The 15693-nt window shown below is 69.2% G+C and carries 13 protein-coding genes; 8 read left to right on the plus strand and 5 right to left on the minus strand.

The genetic code is table 11. The features are described 5' to 3' along the window. The first annotated feature begins 39 nt into the window (after window positions 1-39). The 4 genes from HGG74_RS09220 to HGG74_RS09235 all read left to right on the plus strand — a co-directional run bounded on the left by HGG74_RS09220 (window position 40) and on the right by HGG74_RS09235 (window position 5625). Window positions 40-1023, plus strand: coding sequence for an ABC transporter substrate-binding protein (locus HGG74_RS09220; RefSeq protein WP_312856798.1), 984 nt, complete (start codon window positions 40-42; stop codon window positions 1021-1023). A gap of 23 nt (window positions 1024-1046) precedes the next feature. Next, window positions 1047-2687 (plus strand): thiamine pyrophosphate-binding protein, encoded by a 1641-nt coding sequence (locus tag HGG74_RS09225; protein WP_168486063.1) that lies wholly within the window; start codon window positions 1047-1049, stop codon window positions 2685-2687. 176 nt (window positions 2688-2863) lie between these two features. Beyond that, entirely contained in the window at window positions 2864-3841 is a 978-nt protein-coding gene (locus HGG74_RS09230) for an ABC transporter substrate-binding protein (RefSeq protein WP_168486064.1), read from the plus strand. A 233-nt stretch (window positions 3842-4074) separates the two neighbouring features. Next, on the plus strand, window positions 4075-5625 hold the full coding sequence (locus tag HGG74_RS09235) for an acyl-CoA synthetase (RefSeq protein ID WP_168486177.1): 1551 nt from the start codon (window positions 4075-4077) through the stop codon (window positions 5623-5625). A 41-nt stretch (window positions 5626-5666) separates the two neighbouring features. On the opposite strand, the gene HGG74_RS09240 is transcribed toward HGG74_RS09235, so the two are convergent. Further along, window positions 5667-6980, minus strand: a complete 1314-nt coding sequence (locus tag HGG74_RS09240; RefSeq protein ID WP_446680204.1) for an MFS transporter — start codon at window positions 6978-6980, stop codon at window positions 5667-5669. A 57-nt stretch (window positions 6981-7037) separates the two neighbouring features. Continuing rightward, the gene (locus HGG74_RS09245) at window positions 7038-7652 is read right to left on the minus strand and encodes a cob(I)yrinic acid a,c-diamide adenosyltransferase (RefSeq protein WP_168486066.1); all 615 of its coding nucleotides are present in this window, start codon (window positions 7650-7652) and stop codon (window positions 7038-7040) included. A gap of 102 nt (window positions 7653-7754) precedes the next feature. On the opposite strand from HGG74_RS09245, the gene HGG74_RS09250 reads away from it, so the two are divergent. After that, complete coding sequence (locus tag HGG74_RS09250) at window positions 7755-9458, plus strand: BCCT family transporter (RefSeq protein ID WP_168486067.1); 1704 nt, start codon at window positions 7755-7757, stop codon at window positions 9456-9458. A gap of 41 nt (window positions 9459-9499) precedes the next feature. Here HGG74_RS09250 and HGG74_RS09255 read toward each other — a convergent pair whose 3' ends face one another. The 3 genes from HGG74_RS09255 to HGG74_RS09265 form a co-directional block, all read right to left on the minus strand. Further along, entirely contained in the window at window positions 9500-10522 is a 1023-nt protein-coding gene (locus HGG74_RS09255; protein ID WP_168486068.1) for a lactate/malate family dehydrogenase, read from the minus strand. Window positions 10523-10700: 178 nt separating this feature from the next. Next, window positions 10701-11246: a hypothetical protein gene (locus tag HGG74_RS09260; RefSeq protein WP_168486069.1), complete on the minus strand. Its 546-nt coding sequence runs from the start codon at window positions 11244-11246 to the stop codon at window positions 10701-10703. A gap of 23 nt (window positions 11247-11269) precedes the next feature. After that, window positions 11270-12304 (minus strand): NAD-dependent epimerase/dehydratase family protein, encoded by a 1035-nt coding sequence (locus HGG74_RS09265; RefSeq protein WP_168486070.1) that lies wholly within the window; start codon window positions 12302-12304, stop codon window positions 11270-11272. A 179-nt stretch (window positions 12305-12483) separates the two neighbouring features. Between HGG74_RS09265 and HGG74_RS09270 the strand changes: the two genes are divergently transcribed. From HGG74_RS09270 to mmsB, 3 genes are all read left to right on the plus strand, one after another. Then, complete coding sequence (locus HGG74_RS09270) at window positions 12484-13473, plus strand: LLM class flavin-dependent oxidoreductase (protein ID WP_168486071.1); 990 nt, start codon at window positions 12484-12486, stop codon at window positions 13471-13473. 119 nt (window positions 13474-13592) lie between these two features. Beyond that, entirely contained in the window at window positions 13593-14657 is a 1065-nt protein-coding gene (locus HGG74_RS09275) for an enoyl-CoA hydratase/isomerase family protein (protein WP_168486072.1), read from the plus strand. A 54-nt stretch (window positions 14658-14711) separates the two neighbouring features. Next, the gene (gene mmsB / locus HGG74_RS09280; RefSeq protein WP_168486073.1) at window positions 14712-15620 is read left to right on the plus strand and encodes a 3-hydroxyisobutyrate dehydrogenase; all 909 of its coding nucleotides are present in this window, start codon (window positions 14712-14714) and stop codon (window positions 15618-15620) included. Window positions 15621-15693: the final 73 nt, after the last annotated feature.

The following is a 15693-nucleotide window of genomic DNA, read 5'->3' on the forward strand; positions in this document are numbered from 1 at the left end:
CTAGACTGCAGGGGAAGGGAACTCAACACAAGGAAGTGCATGATGAACCGCCTCGCCACAGCCCTCGCCTCCGCCGCCTCCGTTCTGTTGCTGGCAGCCTGCGGCTCGGGCACCACCGCCCCCGCGGAAAGCCCCGGAACCCAGGCCGGCCTGACCGAAGTCACCGTCGGCGCCATCCCGATCGGCGACGTCGCACCGCTGCACCTGGGCAAGGCCAAGGGCTTCTTCGAGGAGGAAGGCCTGGACCTGGCCATCGAGAGCACCACCGGCGGTGCCGTCGCCGTCCCCGGCGTGGTCAGCGGCAGCTTCGACTTTGCCTTCGGCAACATGGTTTCCCTGATGGTCGCCCGGGACCAGGGGCTGGACCTGAAGTACGTCACCAACGGCACGACGACGACCGGCGAGGTCGGCAAGGACTTCGCCGCCGTCGTCGTGGCCGCGGATTCGGACATCCGGTCCGTGACCGACCTGGAGGGCAAGACGGTGTCCTCGAACAACCTGGCCAACATCGGCGACACCACCATCCGCGCCGCCGTGGACGAGGCCGGCGGGGACGGTTCCTCGCTGACCTTCGTGGAGGTCGCGTTCCCGGATGCGCTCGCCGCCGTCGAGAACGGACAGGTCGACGCCGCGCTGATCCTGGAGCCGTTCCTGACCCCGGCCCTGGAAAGCGGAGCCCGGGCCGTCGCCTGGCCGTACGCCCAGACGCACCCGGACCTGGACATCGGCGGCTACTTCGCCACCGCGCAGGCCATCGAGCAAAAGCCGGAGCTGGTTCAGAAGTTCGACGCCGCGATGACCAAGTCCATGCAGTACGCCCAGGAGCACCCGGAGGAGGTCCGCGAAATCATCGGGACCTACACCAAGACGGACAAGGAACTGCTGGCGAAGATCACGCTGCCCCGCTTCACCCCTGAGTTCCACCGCGACGCCGCCCAAAGGCTCGGCGAGGCGGCCCTCAAGTACGAAACCATCAAGAAGGCCCCGGACCTGGACGCCCTGCTCCCCGCCGAAGGAAATTGAGCCATGCGAAAGGAAATCGAACAATGAGAGTAGCCGAAGCCGTCGGCCGCACCCTGGCGCAGCTGGGCCTGGCGCATGTGTTCGGGGTGACCGGAAGCGGGAACTTCCACGTCACCAACGCCCTGATCGACGCCGGCGTGAAGTTCACCGCCGCACGGCACGAAATGGGTGCGGCCTGCATGGCGGACGCCTACTCGCGCAGCACCGGCCGGGTGTCGGCGGTCAGCGTGCACCAGGGCTGCGGGCTGACCAATGCCATGACCGGCATCGGCGAGGCGGCCAAGAGCCGCACCCCGATGCTGGTGCTCTCCGGCGACACCCCACCCACGCAGAAGACCTCCAACTTCTGGATCGACCAGGCAGCTGCCGTGGCCGCCCTCGGCGCCAAGGTGGAGCGCATCCACTCGGCCGAAACCGCCGTCGCCGACGCGGTGCGGGCCTTTGCGCTGGCCCGCGACGAGCGCTGCACGGTGCTGCTGAACCTGCCGCTGGACGTCCAGGAGGAGCAGATCGAGTGGACGCCGGAAGCGGTGCCCGTCCCCGCCCCGCGCCTGGTCCCGGGCCCCTCCCCGGAGGCGGTCTCCCGGCTGGCCGACCTGCTCGCCGGCGCCCGCCGGCCGGTGCTGGTGGGCGGCCGCGGGGCCCTCGCCGCCCGCGCCGACATCGAGGCGCTCGCCGACCGGACGGGCGCGCTGCTGACCACCTCGGCGGTGGGCCGCGGAATCTTCACCGGCAACCCCTGGTACCTGGACGTGATGGGTGGCTTCTCCACGGACACGACGGCGGAACTGATCCAGGGTGCCGACGTCGTCGTGGCCTTCGGCGCCAGCCTCAACCGCTGGACCAGCCGCAGCGGCTCGCTGCTGCCCTCGGCCACGGTGGTCCAGGTGGACCTCAGCCCCGAAGCCATCGGCTTCCACCGGCCGGTGGAGTTCGGGGTCATCGGCGATTCGGCCCTGGTGGCCGCCGCCGTGGAGCGCGAACTCGCCAGCCGCGGCGTGCAGTCCGCCGGCTACCGCTCCGAGGAGGTGCAGGCCCGGATCAAGGCCGGCAGCCAGTGGGTGGACGTGGAATTCGAACCGGTCAGCTCCGGCGGCACCATCGACCCGCGCACCCTGACGCTGGCGCTGAACGACATGCTGCCGATGGAGCGCGTGGTGGTGCCCGACGGCGGCAACTTCAACGGCTATCCGGCGATGTTTTTCCAGATCCCCGATGCCCGCGGCTACTGCCTGCCGCTGGCCTTCCAGTCCATCGGCCTGGCCCTCTCCTGCGCCATCGGCACGGCGGTGGCCAACCCGGACCGCATGGCGGTGGCCGGCATCGGCGACGGCGGGTTCATGATGAGCCTGGCCGAGCTGGATACCGCGGTGCGCCTGAAGCTGCCGCTGGTGGTGGTGGTCTACAACGACAACGCCTACGGAGCGGAGGTCCACCACTTCATCCACGAGACCGACAAGATGGGCACCGTAGTGTTCCCCGAGACCGATATCGCCGCGATCGCCCGAGGCTTCGGCTGCACCGGGGTCACGGTACGGTCCGAACAGGACCTGCAGGGTGTGCGGGACTGGCTGGCCGGGGAGCGGACCACCCCGCTGGTGGTCGACGCGAAGATCAGCTCGTTCCCGTCCTGGGTGCTGGCGCACACCTTCGACGAAGAGTGAGGCCACGACGGCGGCGCAGGCTTATCCTGCGCCGCCGTCCGGCTGCCCAAACCGGCCAGGACACGATCCGGTGACGCCCGTTGACCACTCCCTATGGCCATAGGTAGCGTGATGTGCGACACATCGCTGCGGCGTCCCGCCGCGGTCCATGCCAACCATCGGTAGGGAGCAAAAGCATGAGGAAACTAAGTGCGGCCTTGGGCCTGGTGGCCGTCCTGGCCCTGACCGCCTGCGGCGGCGGCAGCCCGTCCGGCGGGGAAACCGAGCCTGCTGCCGGCGGCAGCCCCGGCCTGACGCCGGTCAACGTCGGCGTCATCCCGATCGTCGATGTCGCGCCGATCTACCTGGGCGTCAAGGAGGGCATCTTCGAGGCCGAAGGGCTCGACGTCGAGCTCACCCAGGCCCAGGGCGGAGCCGCCATCGTGCCGGCGATCACCAACGGCCAGATGGACTTCGGCTTCAGCAACGTCACCTCGCTGATCATCGCCCGGTCCAAGGGGCTGCCGCTGAAGATGATGGCCAGCGGTTCCTCGTCCACCGGCGACCAGGACGCGGACTTTGCAGCCGTCATGGTCAAGCCGGACAGCGGCATCAAGGAAATCAAGGACCTGGTGGGCAAGAAGATCGCGGTCAACACGCTGAACAACATCAGCGACTCGACCATCAGTGCCGCGGTCGAGGAAGCCGGCGGAGACCCGAAGCAGATCGACTTCGTCGAAATGCCCTTCCCGGACATGCGCGCGGCGCTGGAGCAGGACAATGTCGATGCCATTGCCGCCGTGGAACCCTTCGTGACCATGGCCAAGGGCGACGGCGCCGTGCCTGTCTTCTCCAACTATGCGCATCCGGTGGATGACCTGACCGTCGCGGTCTACTTCACCTCCGAGCAGTTCGCCCAGCAGAATCCGGAGGTCACCGAGGCCTTCGTGACCGCGATGAAGAAGTCCCAGGCTTTCGCCGAGGAGAACCCGGACAAGGTGCGCGCCATCCTGCCCGAGTACACCCAGCTGGACCCGTCGGTGATCAAGGACCTGACCCTGCCCAAGTTCGCCCAGGAAGTCAACGCCGACTCGATCGAGACGATCGCGGACATCTCGCTGAAGAACGGGCTGATCGAGGAGAAGCCGGACATGCAGGCGCTGCTGCCCGAGTGAACCGGGCCGGCAGCCACATCCGTGCTCCAGGAGGGGGAGGCTGAAGCGTGCTGCTTCGCCTTCCCCTCTTTGTGCGGCCGGCCCGGCCATTTATCCCATCTTTAACAACTATTGACTTTTTCAACCAATCGCCTCTAGCGTAAGTCTTGGCCAACGTGACTGTGCTCACGCGGGCTCCGGACAGGCAAATGCAGTTCCCCGCAGCGGGGACATCGTGAAGGGTATGTGTGAGGATGCGCAACCAGGGCGTGGGAACGTGGATCCATCGTCGCCGGGTGAAGTCCGCCGGCAAGACCGCGCTGATCAGCGGCGGGGCCGAGCTCAGCTATGACGAGTTCGCCCGCCGGGTGGACCGGCTGGCCAACGCCTTTGCCGCCCGCGGCGTTGCCAAGGGGGACCGGGTGGCCTACCTGGGCGAGAACCACGCGGCCTTCCTGGAGACCTTCTTCGCCTGCGGGACGTTGGGGGCGGTGTTCGTGCCGCTGAACACCCGGCTGGCCCCGCCGGAAATCCAGTTCGCGCTGCAGGACTCCGGCAGCCGGGTCCTGGTCCATGCCCGCACCCTGGAGCCGCTGGCGGTCCGGGGCGGGAAGGACACCGCGCTGACGCACCGCCTGGTGGTCGAAGATGCCGGTGCCGCCGGGGGGCAGGAACCGCTGCCGGGCGTGGCCGTCGAGCTGTTCGAGGACGTGATTGCCGGCGGCGAGGACACCCACCCGGACGTGGAGGTCTCGCTGGAGGACGCGGCGATGATCCTGTACACCTCCGGCACCACCGGCCGGCCCAAGGGCGCCCTGCTCACGCACGGGAACATGACCTGGAACAGCGTCAACGTGCTGGTCGACTACGACATGGTCAGCAGCGACATCGCCCTGATGATCGCCCCGATGTTCCACGTCGCCTCGCTGGGCATGGGCGTGCTGCCGGCCCTGCTCAAGGGCGCCACCGTGATCCTGGAGCCGCGCTTCGAGCCCGGCCGCACGCTGCACCTGATCGAGAAGTACCGGGCCACGAGCATCAGCGGGGTGCCGACGACCTACCAGATGCTCTGCGAGCACCCGGACTGGGAGAGCACCGACATCAGCTCCCTGACCAAGCTCACCTGCGGCGGTTCGGCCGTGCCGATGCGCGTGCTGGAGGCCTACGAGAACCGCGGGCTGTCCTTCACGGGCGGCTACGGCATGACCGAGACCGCGCCCGGGGCCACCAGCCTGGCCCCGGACAAGTCCCGGGACAAGGCAGGGTCCGCCGGCCTGCCGCACTTCTTCACCGATGTGCGCATCGCCGATCCGGCCGGGGAGGTGCTGCCGGCCGGCCAGGTGGGCGAAATCCAGATCATGGGCCCGAACGTGATCAAGGAATACTGGAACCGGCCCGACGCGACCGCCGAAAGCTATGCCGACGGCGTGTGGTTCCGGTCCGGGGACATGGGCTATGTGGACGAGGAGGGCTACCTCTACATCTCCGACCGGCTCAAGGACATGATCATCTCCGGCGGCGAGAACATCTACCCGGCCGAGGTCGAGCAGATCATCGTCGAGCTGGAGGCGGTCAGCAGCGCCGCCGTCATCGGCGTCCCGGATGAGAAGTGGGGCGAGGTGCCGCGGGCGATCGTCACCGTCCGCGACGGCTACCAGGTCACGGCCGAAGACATCCAGAACCACCTGCAGGGCCGGCTCGCCCGCTACAAGATCCCCAAGAGCATCATCATCGTCGAGGACCTGCCCCGCACCGCCAGCGGCAAAATCCGCAAGGCGGATCTGCGCAAGCAGTATTCGCAGTAACCGCCTGTGCAAGCAGTATTCGCAGTAACCGCCTGCGGTCCCTACCCGGCCACCTCGGCCGGGAGGGACCGCTCCAGCGGGTGGGCCAGTTCGTCCTTCCGCATCCGGCCCAGGACCAGCGCCAGGACCGAAAGTACCGGCAGGACCAGCCCGACCACCAGGAAGATCGACCAGATCGGCACCAGCCCGGCCAGCGGGCCGGCAGCCGCCATCGACACCGGCATCAGGGCCAGGGAGACGAAGAAGTCCAGGCTGGAGATCCTGCCGAGCAGGTGCGGGGGCACCCGGCGCTGCAGCAGCGTGCCCCAGATGACCATGCCCGTCCCGCCGGTGGCCCCGACCACGAACAGGCAGGCGGCCATCACCCAGAAACTTCCGGTCAGGCCGACGGCGGCCAGCGGCAGCGAGCCCGGGCCCCAGAGCATCAGCATCACCGTCAGGTAGCGGCGGGGCAGCCGCAGCGAGGCGGTCACCAGCGAGCCGGCCGCGCCGCCGGCCCCGTAGATGGCCAGCAGGAAGCCGAAGGTCCTCGAATCCCCGCCCAGCTGCTCCTGTACGGCGAACGGCAGCAGTACCTCGATCGGCCCCATGAACAGCAGCACGGCCACCACGGCCCACAGCAGCGTCCACAGCAGCCACGGGGTCTTCACCGTGTAGGCGACGCCCTCGCGCAGATCCACCAGGACCGAACGCTTGGCGGGCACCGAGGTGCCGTCCGGGCCCATCTCCCTGGAGGCAGCCGCCGGCTCGCGGCCCAGCAGGTTCAGGATGCCGAGGGCGGTCAGATGGCAGCAGGCGATCCACCCGATGGCGGCCGCCGGGGAGAAGGCGGCGACCACCATGCCCGCCGCGGCGGGGCCGGCGGCCTGCTGCAGCAGCGGCCGCATGGTCCCCTCCATGCCGTTGGCCGCCAGCAGGTCCTCCGCCGGAAGGATCCGGGGCAGGATCGCCGAGTACGCCGGAAAGAAGAACGCCGCCCCGACGCCGAGCAGGAACGCGGCCGCCGCCAATTGCCACAGCTGCAGCGTGCCCGTGAGCGCCAGCACCCCGGTGCTGCCGACGGCGAGCAGGTTGACGGCTTCGACGGCGATGATCAGTCGGCGCCGCGGCAGCCGGTCCGCCGCGATCCCGCCGAGCAGGACGAAGGCGAGCAGGCCGGCACCGGCGGCGGCGGTTACCAGGGACAGTTCGACCGGACCGCCGCCCAGGGCCATGACCTGGTAGACCAAGGCGACAGCCCACATGCCGGTGCCGAAGATGGAGATGGCAAGGGCTGCGATCAGGATGCGGTAGTTGCGGTGCGCAAACGGGCGCATCGCGCGGGGTGCGGGCACGGGAATCCTCGGGAAAATCAGGCGGGGTACCAGTATGCTCCGTGCGGCCGGGCTGGACAAACCGGCCGCAGGTCGGCGCTAATCCGTCTCCGGGCCGCCCTTGTCCTCGGACGGGGCAACCGCGCGCACCGACGATTCCGGAACCCAGACCACATCCCCGTGCTCGGCATTGGCGCGCCGGGACAGTACGAACAGCAGGGTGGAGAGCCGGTTCAGGTAGCGGGCGGTTTCAGGATTGACCGTGGCGGGGTGGTGCTCGATGGCCAGCCAGACCGTCCGTTCGGCTCGCCGCACGGCCGTGCGGGCCTGGTAGAGCAGGGCTGCGGCCATGGTCCCGCCGGGCAGGACCATGCCGGCCAGGCCCTCCACCTCCTGCCGGAAATGGCCGATCGCTCGTTCGAGGCGTTCGGTATGCGCAGGAATGATCCTGGCCTGCGCGGGCTCCGGGCTGGCCAGGGGAACGCTCAGGTCGGCCGCCAGATCAAAGAGGTCGTTCTGCACACTGACCAGGACGGCAGTCAGCTGGACAGGCATGCCGCCTCCGGCCATCGCGACGCTGACCGCCGCATTCGCGGCGTCGCACTCGTCGTAGGCACGGACCCGCACATCGTTCTTGGAGATTTCGCCGTGGCCGCCGAATACCGTGGTGCCGAAGTCCCCCCGGCTGAAGTCGGATCCGCTGGTGCCGTCCATGGCTGCCACTATACTGAACGATACGATTCACGACGACGAGATGTGCCTCCCGCATACCGGATTCCCACCGCACCGCAGCGGTCATAAGCCAATGAGGATTCCATGAGCAGCGACCAGCCGGACCATGCACCCGAAACACGTTTGGGAGACGCCATCAGCGCGCCGGCTGCGGCAGGCTGGGCCACCGTGGACAAGACCGTGTTCGGCATCGCCGGCGCCATTATCCTGGCCGTGTGCATCCTGGGCGTCGTCTTCACCGACGCTGTCGGGAACGCGGCCGGAGCCGCCCTGGGCTGGGTCACCGGGACCTTCGGCTGGCTTTTTATTCTGGCCGCCACCGGCTTCGTGGTCTTTTCCCTGGTGCTGGCCTTCGGCCGGTACGGCAACATTCCGCTCGCGCAGGAAGGCGAAGAGGCGGAATTCTCCACGCTCTCCTGGATCGCCATGATGTTCAGCGCCGGCATGGGGATCGGGCTGATGTTCTTCGGTGTCTACGAACCGGTCACCCATCTGGCTTCGCCGCCACCCTTCGTGGACGCGGCGCCGGGCACGGCGGAGGCAGCCAACGCCGCCATGGCCTACACCCTGTTTCACTGGGGGCTGCATCCCTGGGCCATCTATTCCGTGGTCGGCCTGGCCTTGGCCTACTCCACCTACCGGATGGGCCGGGGCAACCTGATGAGCGCACCCTTCCAGTCGATTTTCGGCCGCGAGCGGATCGAGGACCGGGGCTGGGGCAAGCCGATCGACATCCTGGCCATTATCTGCACCAAATTCGGTTCGGCCACCTCGCTGGGCCTGGGTGCGCTGCAGATCGCTGCCGGCCTCGCGCTGCTGCGGACGGGGCAGTTCGAGGAGAATCCAACCACCGCCGCGCCGATCATCATCATCTGTGTGCTGACGGTCGGCGTCGTCATCTCCGCCGCCAGCGGAATCTCCCGGGGCATCAAGTGGCTGAGCAATACCAACATGGTCCTGGCCGGGGTGCTGCTGACCTTCGTCTTCGTGGTCGGCCCCACGATCTTCATCCTGAATTTGGTGCCGGCCTCGATCGGTGACTATCTGGGCAACCTGCTGTCAATGAGCTTCCACTCGGCAGTCTTCGGCGGCGGCGAGTGGCTGGCCAGCTGGACCATCTTCTACTGGGCCTGGTGGATCTCCTGGACCCCGTTCGTCGGCACATTCATCGCCAGGATCTCCCGCGGCCGCACGGTTAAGGAGTTCGTGCTCGGGGTGCTGCTGGTCCCTACCGCCGTCAGCGTGGTCTGGTTCAGCATTTTCGGCGGGGCAGGCATCCACCTGCAGCTGGGCGGGGTGGACATCGCCGGAACGGGCAGCGAAGCGGCCGGTTTCTTCGCGGCGCTGCAGCAATATCCGTTCTTTGTTGGCGCAGCCCTCGTGGTCATGGTCCTGACGGCTGTGTTCTTCGTCAGCGGGGCCGATGCCGGCTCCCTGGTGCTGGGCACACTCTCCTCGCGCGGCCGCAAGGAGCCGTGGAAGCCGCTGGTGATCCTCTGGGCTGTGCTTACCGGAGCCGTGGCCGCAGTGCTGCTGTTCGTCGGCGGCCTGCGTGCCCTGCAGACCTTCACCATCCTGGCGGCGAGCCCGTTCGTGCTGATCATTATCGGCCTATGCGTCGCGCTTTTCGTGGACCTGCGCAGGGACCCGCTGCGCCAGCGCCGGCCGGGCCCGGTCCGCGGTGCGGTTGCCGTGCCGACCACTGTGCCGTTTGCCGAACCGGTGGAAGATACCGAGGAAACCGGCGACGGCGTTTCCGGGGAACCGGAGGCACCCCGGCAAGCCTGACGACGGCGCGGCGCGGCGAAGCAGTGTGAGGCTGCGCCGCGCTACCGGATGGCGGCCAGGGCCGCGCGGGCAGCTTCGGCGACGGACGTGGCGGCCGCGCGCAGCCCGTCGCGGGCGCCTGCCGGCAGCAGGTCCGGCCGGGCAGCGAACCGTCCGGCCTCGAGTACGGCGGGCAGGGCAATGAAGGTCTCCGGCATGTCCTCCAGCCCGCCGGTCCAGATGGCCGCAGGGTGCACCGAGCCGTCGGCCATGGCCTGGACAATCCTGGACACCCCGGCCGGCGTGGCCCAGCCCGTGCTGCGGCCGGGCTTGAGCGCCGACCAGCGCGCGAACCACCCGTTGACGTCCTCCATCACCCGCGCCTGCTGGCCGGCATCGAGCCGGACCGGGGCACCCTTGACGGTCAGCGCCTCGAACAGCGGGACCTGGTGCCCGCCGTGCTCGCCCAGCATCAGCCCGCCGACGTCGCCAACGTCCGCCCCGAGTTCCTTGGCCACGGCCATGCGGAACCGGACGGTGTCATTCAGGCTGTAGCCGCAGATCCGTGCCGGATCGATGCCGGAAGTTTGGGCCAGGCAGTCGGCCAGGATGTCCACCGGGTTGGACAGGATCATCACGATGCCGCTGTCGCCGGCCAGGGACCGGATCATCGGTGTCAGCGTGCCCAGCAGCCGCAGGTTTGCCGCCAGGAAGTCGCGGCGGTCGCCGTCGGGGACCTCGGGGATCGACGCGGCGAGGACCACCAGGTCCACCGCGGTTCCGTCCTCCGGGCGGCGGGGATGCAGCCGGGTCCGGGTGTTGCCGGCGATGACCTGTGTCTCGGCGATGTCGATGGCATGCGCCCGCACGAGGTTCTCGTTCAGGTCGATCATGTACAGGTCGCCGGCCTGGCTGTTTTCGGCCAGCCGTTCGGACACCCCTGAACCGATCAGGCCGGCTGCGCCGATCACCGCGGCGGAGCGCGGCCAGGCCGCTGCCGTCCGCCCGCCGGACTCCGGGAACTCGTCGCCGTGCATGGATGTCCTTTCGCGCTGGTGGTGCAGGCCGTGCAGGCCCAAGACCACGCTAGGAGGATCGGCCCTATCGCGCCAATGAATTATCTGCCAGCCAGACATAGACACTGATCATGTGTCCGCCCGGGCCGGTCCGGCAGCCCTCGTTTGCCTGCCGGAACCGCGGTGTAGCCATCTGGCTTCTGAACGATTACCTCGAATCCAGTACCGAGCGGATTGGGTACGGCGCCTAAAGCTCCTTGAACAGCACCCTCCAGTAGGCACGCCAGTGTTCCACGGCCTCCTGCGAATCCAGCTTCGTATGGTTGATGCCCATGCCGGCCTTGCCCGGGGCCTTCTGGTAGATGTCCAGGCTCACCCGGCTGCCGTCGGACAGCGCGGCCCGCCAGTAGCGCCACTTCTCGGTTGAACTGGTGGCCGGTTCCTTCTCCAGCGGCACCCCGGAGAACTCCCCGCGCCCGGCGACCAGGGTGCACCAGGCCTCCAGTGCCTCGTCCATGCTGCCGGGGAAGGTTTTGCTGACCCCGACCTGGAAGTCGCCGTCGCAGCTCTGCCCGGGCTGCCGGCGCCCGATGTGCTGCTCGTAGGCCACGGTCACGCTCTGCGCCCACCAGCCGGCATTCGGGTGCGCTTCCAGCAGCCGTTCGTGGGCGTGCTTCGCGATCTCCTTGTGCGGCAGGTCCTGGCCGCCGACCCCGTCCAGGAACTCCACCCAGTTCTCCCAGCCGGTGCCGGTGGCCTTTTCGATCGCCGCAGTGTTGGATGCCTTGGTCATGAGGACCAGCCTAGCGGCAGCGGCTACCGCGGCCGCAGCGTGGGCGACGCCTCGACGCCGTCACCGGCGCTGAGCCCGTCCAGCACGGCCTGCAGCGCCTGCAGCGAATTGTGCCTGGGCACCCATCCCAGTTCCCGCCGCACCCGCTGGGTGCTCATCACCGGCACACTCTTCGCCATGTCGATCCAGCCGGGATCCGTAGCCTGCAGCCGCAGCGCCCAGGTGATGCCGACGACGGCGCGCACCAACCCCACCGGGACGTTGAGGACCCGGCGGGCCCCGAGCATCCCGGCCAGCAGGTCCGGGGTGAACACCGGATCAGCCGCCACGTTGAAGGCTCCCGAGGCGCGCTGGTCCACGATCTGCCAGTAGGCGTCGGCAATGTCCTCGGCGTGGACCACCTGGAACTTGAACTGCCGCGGCACCGGCAGCAGCGGCAGCCACAACCGGTTCAGGAACGACTTGGGCACCAGCGGCCCGAGGAAATAGCGGCCGATCTGGCTGCCGGCATCGGTCTGGAAGATGAGTCCTGGCCGTACCCGGGCCACCGGGATATAGGGGTGGTCCCGCTCGAAGTCGTCCAGCAGTTCCTCCTGCTCGCCCTTCCACCGGCTGTAGTGCGATGTCGCGATCCCGCGGGCCGGCCAGCTCTCGTCCACCGGGCGGTCCTTCGGCCCCGGGCTGTAGGCGCCGACCGACGAGGCGCAGACGAAGTGCCGTACCCCGGCCTCGGCGGCCGCGGCCAGCACGTTCGCGGTGCCGTCCACATTGATCCGGCGCATGAACGGCTCGTTGTGGTTGGGCTGCAGGACCCAGGCCAGGTGGACGACGGCGTCGCATTCCCGCAGCGCACCCACCAGCCTCTCGCGGGAGTAGCCGGAGGCGATATCGATCGAGTGCCATTCCACGCCGTCGTACGGTTCGGCCGAGGCCGCCGGCAGCCGGCGGGCAATGCCGATCACCTGCACGTCGTTGCCGCGTTCGCGCCGGGCCTGCTTGATCCGGCGCAGCAAGGCGGTTCCGACATTGCCGGTGGCTCCGATAATGGCAACTCGCATGCGCTCAGCTTACCGCCCGAGGGCCCCGGCCCGAGCTTGTGAGGGCAGGGAGGGCGGTAAGCGGTAGCGGCGGGGACGGGGTGCCAACAGGGTACGAAATAAGCCCGCCAGCGCCGTCGTTGTCACTGGTGTGCCCGGGCAACCAAACCGGGCCCCATCGTAACGAAAGGCTGGCCCGCGTGTCCGTTCCCCTCTCCATCCTGGATCTTGCCCCGGTCTCCGACGGGCAGCCCGTGCGGGAAAGCTTCGAGGCCAGCGTGGCCCTGGCGCAGCTGGCGGAGCAGTCCGGCTACCGGCGGGTCTGGTACGCCGAGCACCACAACATGCCCTCCATCGCCTCCTCGGCCACCAGCGTGCTGATCGCCCACATCGCCGCGCACACGCAGTCCATCCGCCTCGGCGCCGGCGGCATCATGCTGCCCAACCACTCCCCGCTGACCATCGCCGAACAGTTCGGCACGCTGGAGACGCTGCACCCGGGCCGGATCGACCTGGGCCTGGGCCGTGCCCCGGGCAGCGACCAGACCACCCTGCGCGCCCTGCGGCGCGACCCGATGTCCGCCGATTCCTTCCCGCAGGACGTGCTGGAACTGCAGGGCTACCTGGCCGGCAAGAGCCGGATCCCGGGCGTGGAGGCGGTGCCGGGCAAGGGCACCCACGTCCCGCTGTACATCCTGGGCTCCTCCCTGTTCGGGGCGCAGCTGGCCGCGGCCCTGGGCCTGCCGTACGCCTTCGCCTCGCACTTCGCCCCGGAGGCGCTGCAGGATGCCGTGGCCCTTTACCGGCGAGAGTTCCGGCCCTCGGAACAGCTGGCCGAACCGTATGTCATCGCCGGGGCCAACGTCGTGGCGGCGGACAGCAACGAGGAGGCGCAGGCGCAGTTCGAGCGGGTCCGGCGCCACCGGGTGGCCCGTTTCCTGGTCCGGGACCGCTCGCTCACCGATGCGGAAGCGGACCTGTTGCTGGATTCGCCCCAGGGCCGGCAGATCGCGGGGATGCTGCGTTACACCGCGGTGGGTACGCCCGCTGCCGTGAAGGAGTACCTGGACGGTTTTGCCTCCCATGCCGGGGCGGACGAGCTGATCGTCGCGCACCAGGCCATCGACGCCGCGGCGCGGCTGCGCTCGGTGCACCTGCTGGCGGAGGTGTCCGGGCTGGTCAACGCCTAAGCCCGGCCGGGCAGCAAGCCTGCCGGAACACAGCCGGTACGCCGGGGCACTCGACCAACCGCCCCGCACAGGGTAGACATGGTTCCGGAAGATCAGGCCGGCGGAAGGTCCCGGAAACCATGGACAGCAGCGAACCGGAGGTGCTCATCCGGCGGCAGGGCCGCCTCGGGCACCTCGTCCTCAACCGGCCCCGGGCGATCAATGCCTTGAGCCATGCGATGGTCCGGGAGCTGTCCGCGGCCCTGGACGCCTGGGAGAACGACGGCGGCGTCGGCGCCGTCCTGCTGACCGGCGCCGGCGAGCGCGGCCTGTGCGCCGGCGGCGACATCGTGGCCATCTACCGGGACGCGCTCGCCGGCGGCAGCGCGACGGCGAGGTTCTGGGCCGACGAATACCGGCTGAACGCGCGGATCGCCGGGTATCCCAAACCGTATGTGGCCTTTATGGACGGGCTGGTGCTGGGCGGCGGGGTGGGTGTCTCCGCGCACGGTTCGGTGCGGATCGTGACCGAGCGGACCAGGCTGGGCATGCCTGAAGTGGGCATCGGTTTCGTGCCGGATATCGGCGGGACCTGGCTGCTCTCGCGCGCCCCCGGGGAGCTGGGTACCCATCTGGCGCTCACCGGCTCCCCGGTTTCCGGGCCGGACGCGATTGTCCTGGGCCTGGCGGACTGTTTCGTGCCCAGCGGGCAGTTGCCTGCGCTCGCCGAAGCGCTCACGCGGGAGCCGGCGGAAGAGGCAGCCGCCCGGTTCGCTGAAGAGGAGGTCCCGCCGGCGCCGCTGGCCGCGGAGCGGGACTGGATTGATCAGTGCTACGCGGCGGACACCGTCGAGGAGATTGTCCGCCGGCTCCAGGCCCATCCTGCCCCGGCCGCGCGTGCCGCTGCCGGTGAGGTGCTGGCCAAGTCCCCGACCGCGCTGAAGGTGACGCTTGCGTCGCTGCGCCGGGCGCGCAGTCTCGGCAGCCTGGAGGAGGTGCTGGACCAGGAGTACCGGGTGGCGCTGCGCTGCCTCGAGGGGGCCGAGTTCGCCGAGGGTGTCCGGGCGCAGGTGATCGACAAGGACCGCGCGCCCCGCTGGGATCCGCCGGTGCTCGAGCAAGTCTCCGCGGCGCGGGTCGAGGCGTTCTTCGCCGGGCTGGGGCCGCGGGAGCTGGGACTGGCCATGGCAAAGACCGGCCCCTGAGCCACAGCCGGGAGCAATCCACCGCAGGGAATCGACGGTAAGGAGATGAGCGTCATGAGCACACGCATTGCCTTCATCGGGCTGGGCCACATGGGCGGCCCGATGGCCGCGAACCTGGTCAAGGCCGGCTACCAGGTCACCGGGTTCGACGTCGTCCCGGCGGCCAATGAGGCGGCACGGCAGAACGGGGTCGAAACCGCCGGATCCGCCGAAGCCGCGGCGGCAGGCGCTGCCGTCGTCATCACCATGCTGCAGACCGGCCGGCAGGTGCTGGACGTCTACTCCGGCCGGGACGGCAGCGGCGGAGCACTCGCCGCCGCGGCGCCGGGAACCTTGTTCCTGGAGTGCTCGACCATTGCCGTGGAGGACGCCAAGCAGGCGCACCAGGCGGCCGAGACGGCCGGACAGCGTTGCCTGGATGCCCCGGTCTCCGGCGGCGTGGTCGGGGCCGTGGCCGGGACGCTGACCTTCATGGCCGGCGGGACGGAGGCGGACTTTGCCCAGGCCGAGCCGATCCTGCAGGCGATGGGCAAGCGGATCGTGCACTGCGGCGCTGCCGGTGCCGGGCAGGCCGCCAAGGTGTGCAACAACCTGATCCTGGGCGTGTCCATGATTGCCGTCTGCGAGGCCTTTGTTTTGGGGGAGAAGCTGGGCCTGGAGCACCAGACGCTGTTCGACGTCGCTTCCAACGCATCCGGCCAGTGCTGGGCGCTGACCACCAACTGCCCGGTGCCCGGACCGGTGCCTGCCAGCCCGGCCAACCGGGACTACCAGCCCGGCTTCGCCGGGGCGCTGATGGCCAAGGACCTCGGCCTGGCGCTGCAGGCGCTGCAGGCCACCGGGGTTACGGCGGAATTGGGCAGCAGGGCCGCCGAGATCTATCGCCGCTTCGCTGAGGAAGGCGGTGCGGACAAGGACTTCTCCGCCATCATCAACCAGATCCGCGAACGCTCCCAGGGCTGAGTCCCCGGCAGGCTGCCGTTCTCCCCGCCTTTGGCATCCGGTTCCGGCATCGCCGCAGGTCAGGGTGTTGCTT

Origin of the sequence: Arthrobacter mobilis, assembly GCF_012395835.1 — a bacterium.
GTDB lineage: Bacteria > Actinomycetota > Actinomycetes > Actinomycetales > Micrococcaceae > Crystallibacter > Crystallibacter mobilis.

What these genes read in the sequence shown, in the direction of transcription:
- HGG74_RS09220 (WP_312856798.1), top strand. Translation starts at nt 40, where the DNA reads ATGATGAACCGCCTCGCCACAGCCCTCGCCTCCGCCGCCTCCGTTCTG.
- HGG74_RS09225 (WP_168486063.1), top strand. Translation starts at nt 1,047, where the DNA reads ATGAGAGTAGCCGAAGCCGTCGGCCGCACCCTGGCGCAGCTGGGCCTG.
- HGG74_RS09230 (WP_168486064.1), top strand. Translation starts at nt 2,864, where the DNA reads ATGAGGAAACTAAGTGCGGCCTTGGGCCTGGTGGCCGTCCTGGCCCTG.
- HGG74_RS09235 (WP_168486177.1), top strand. Translation starts at nt 4,075, where the DNA reads ATGCGCAACCAGGGCGTGGGAACGTGGATCCATCGTCGCCGGGTGAAG.
- HGG74_RS09245 (WP_168486066.1), bottom strand. Translation starts at nt 7,652, where the DNA reads ATGGACGGCACCAGCGGATCCGACTTCAGCCGGGGGGACTTCGGCACC.
- HGG74_RS09250 (WP_168486067.1), top strand. Translation starts at nt 7,755, where the DNA reads ATGAGCAGCGACCAGCCGGACCATGCACCCGAAACACGTTTGGGAGAC.
- HGG74_RS09260 (WP_168486069.1), bottom strand. Translation starts at nt 11,246, where the DNA reads ATGACCAAGGCATCCAACACTGCGGCGATCGAAAAGGCCACCGGCACC.
- HGG74_RS09265 (WP_168486070.1), bottom strand. Translation starts at nt 12,304, where the DNA reads ATGCGAGTTGCCATTATCGGAGCCACCGGCAATGTCGGAACCGCCTTG.
- HGG74_RS09275 (WP_168486072.1), top strand. Translation starts at nt 13,593, where the DNA reads ATGGACAGCAGCGAACCGGAGGTGCTCATCCGGCGGCAGGGCCGCCTC.
- mmsB (WP_168486073.1), top strand. Translation starts at nt 14,712, where the DNA reads ATGAGCACACGCATTGCCTTCATCGGGCTGGGCCACATGGGCGGCCCG.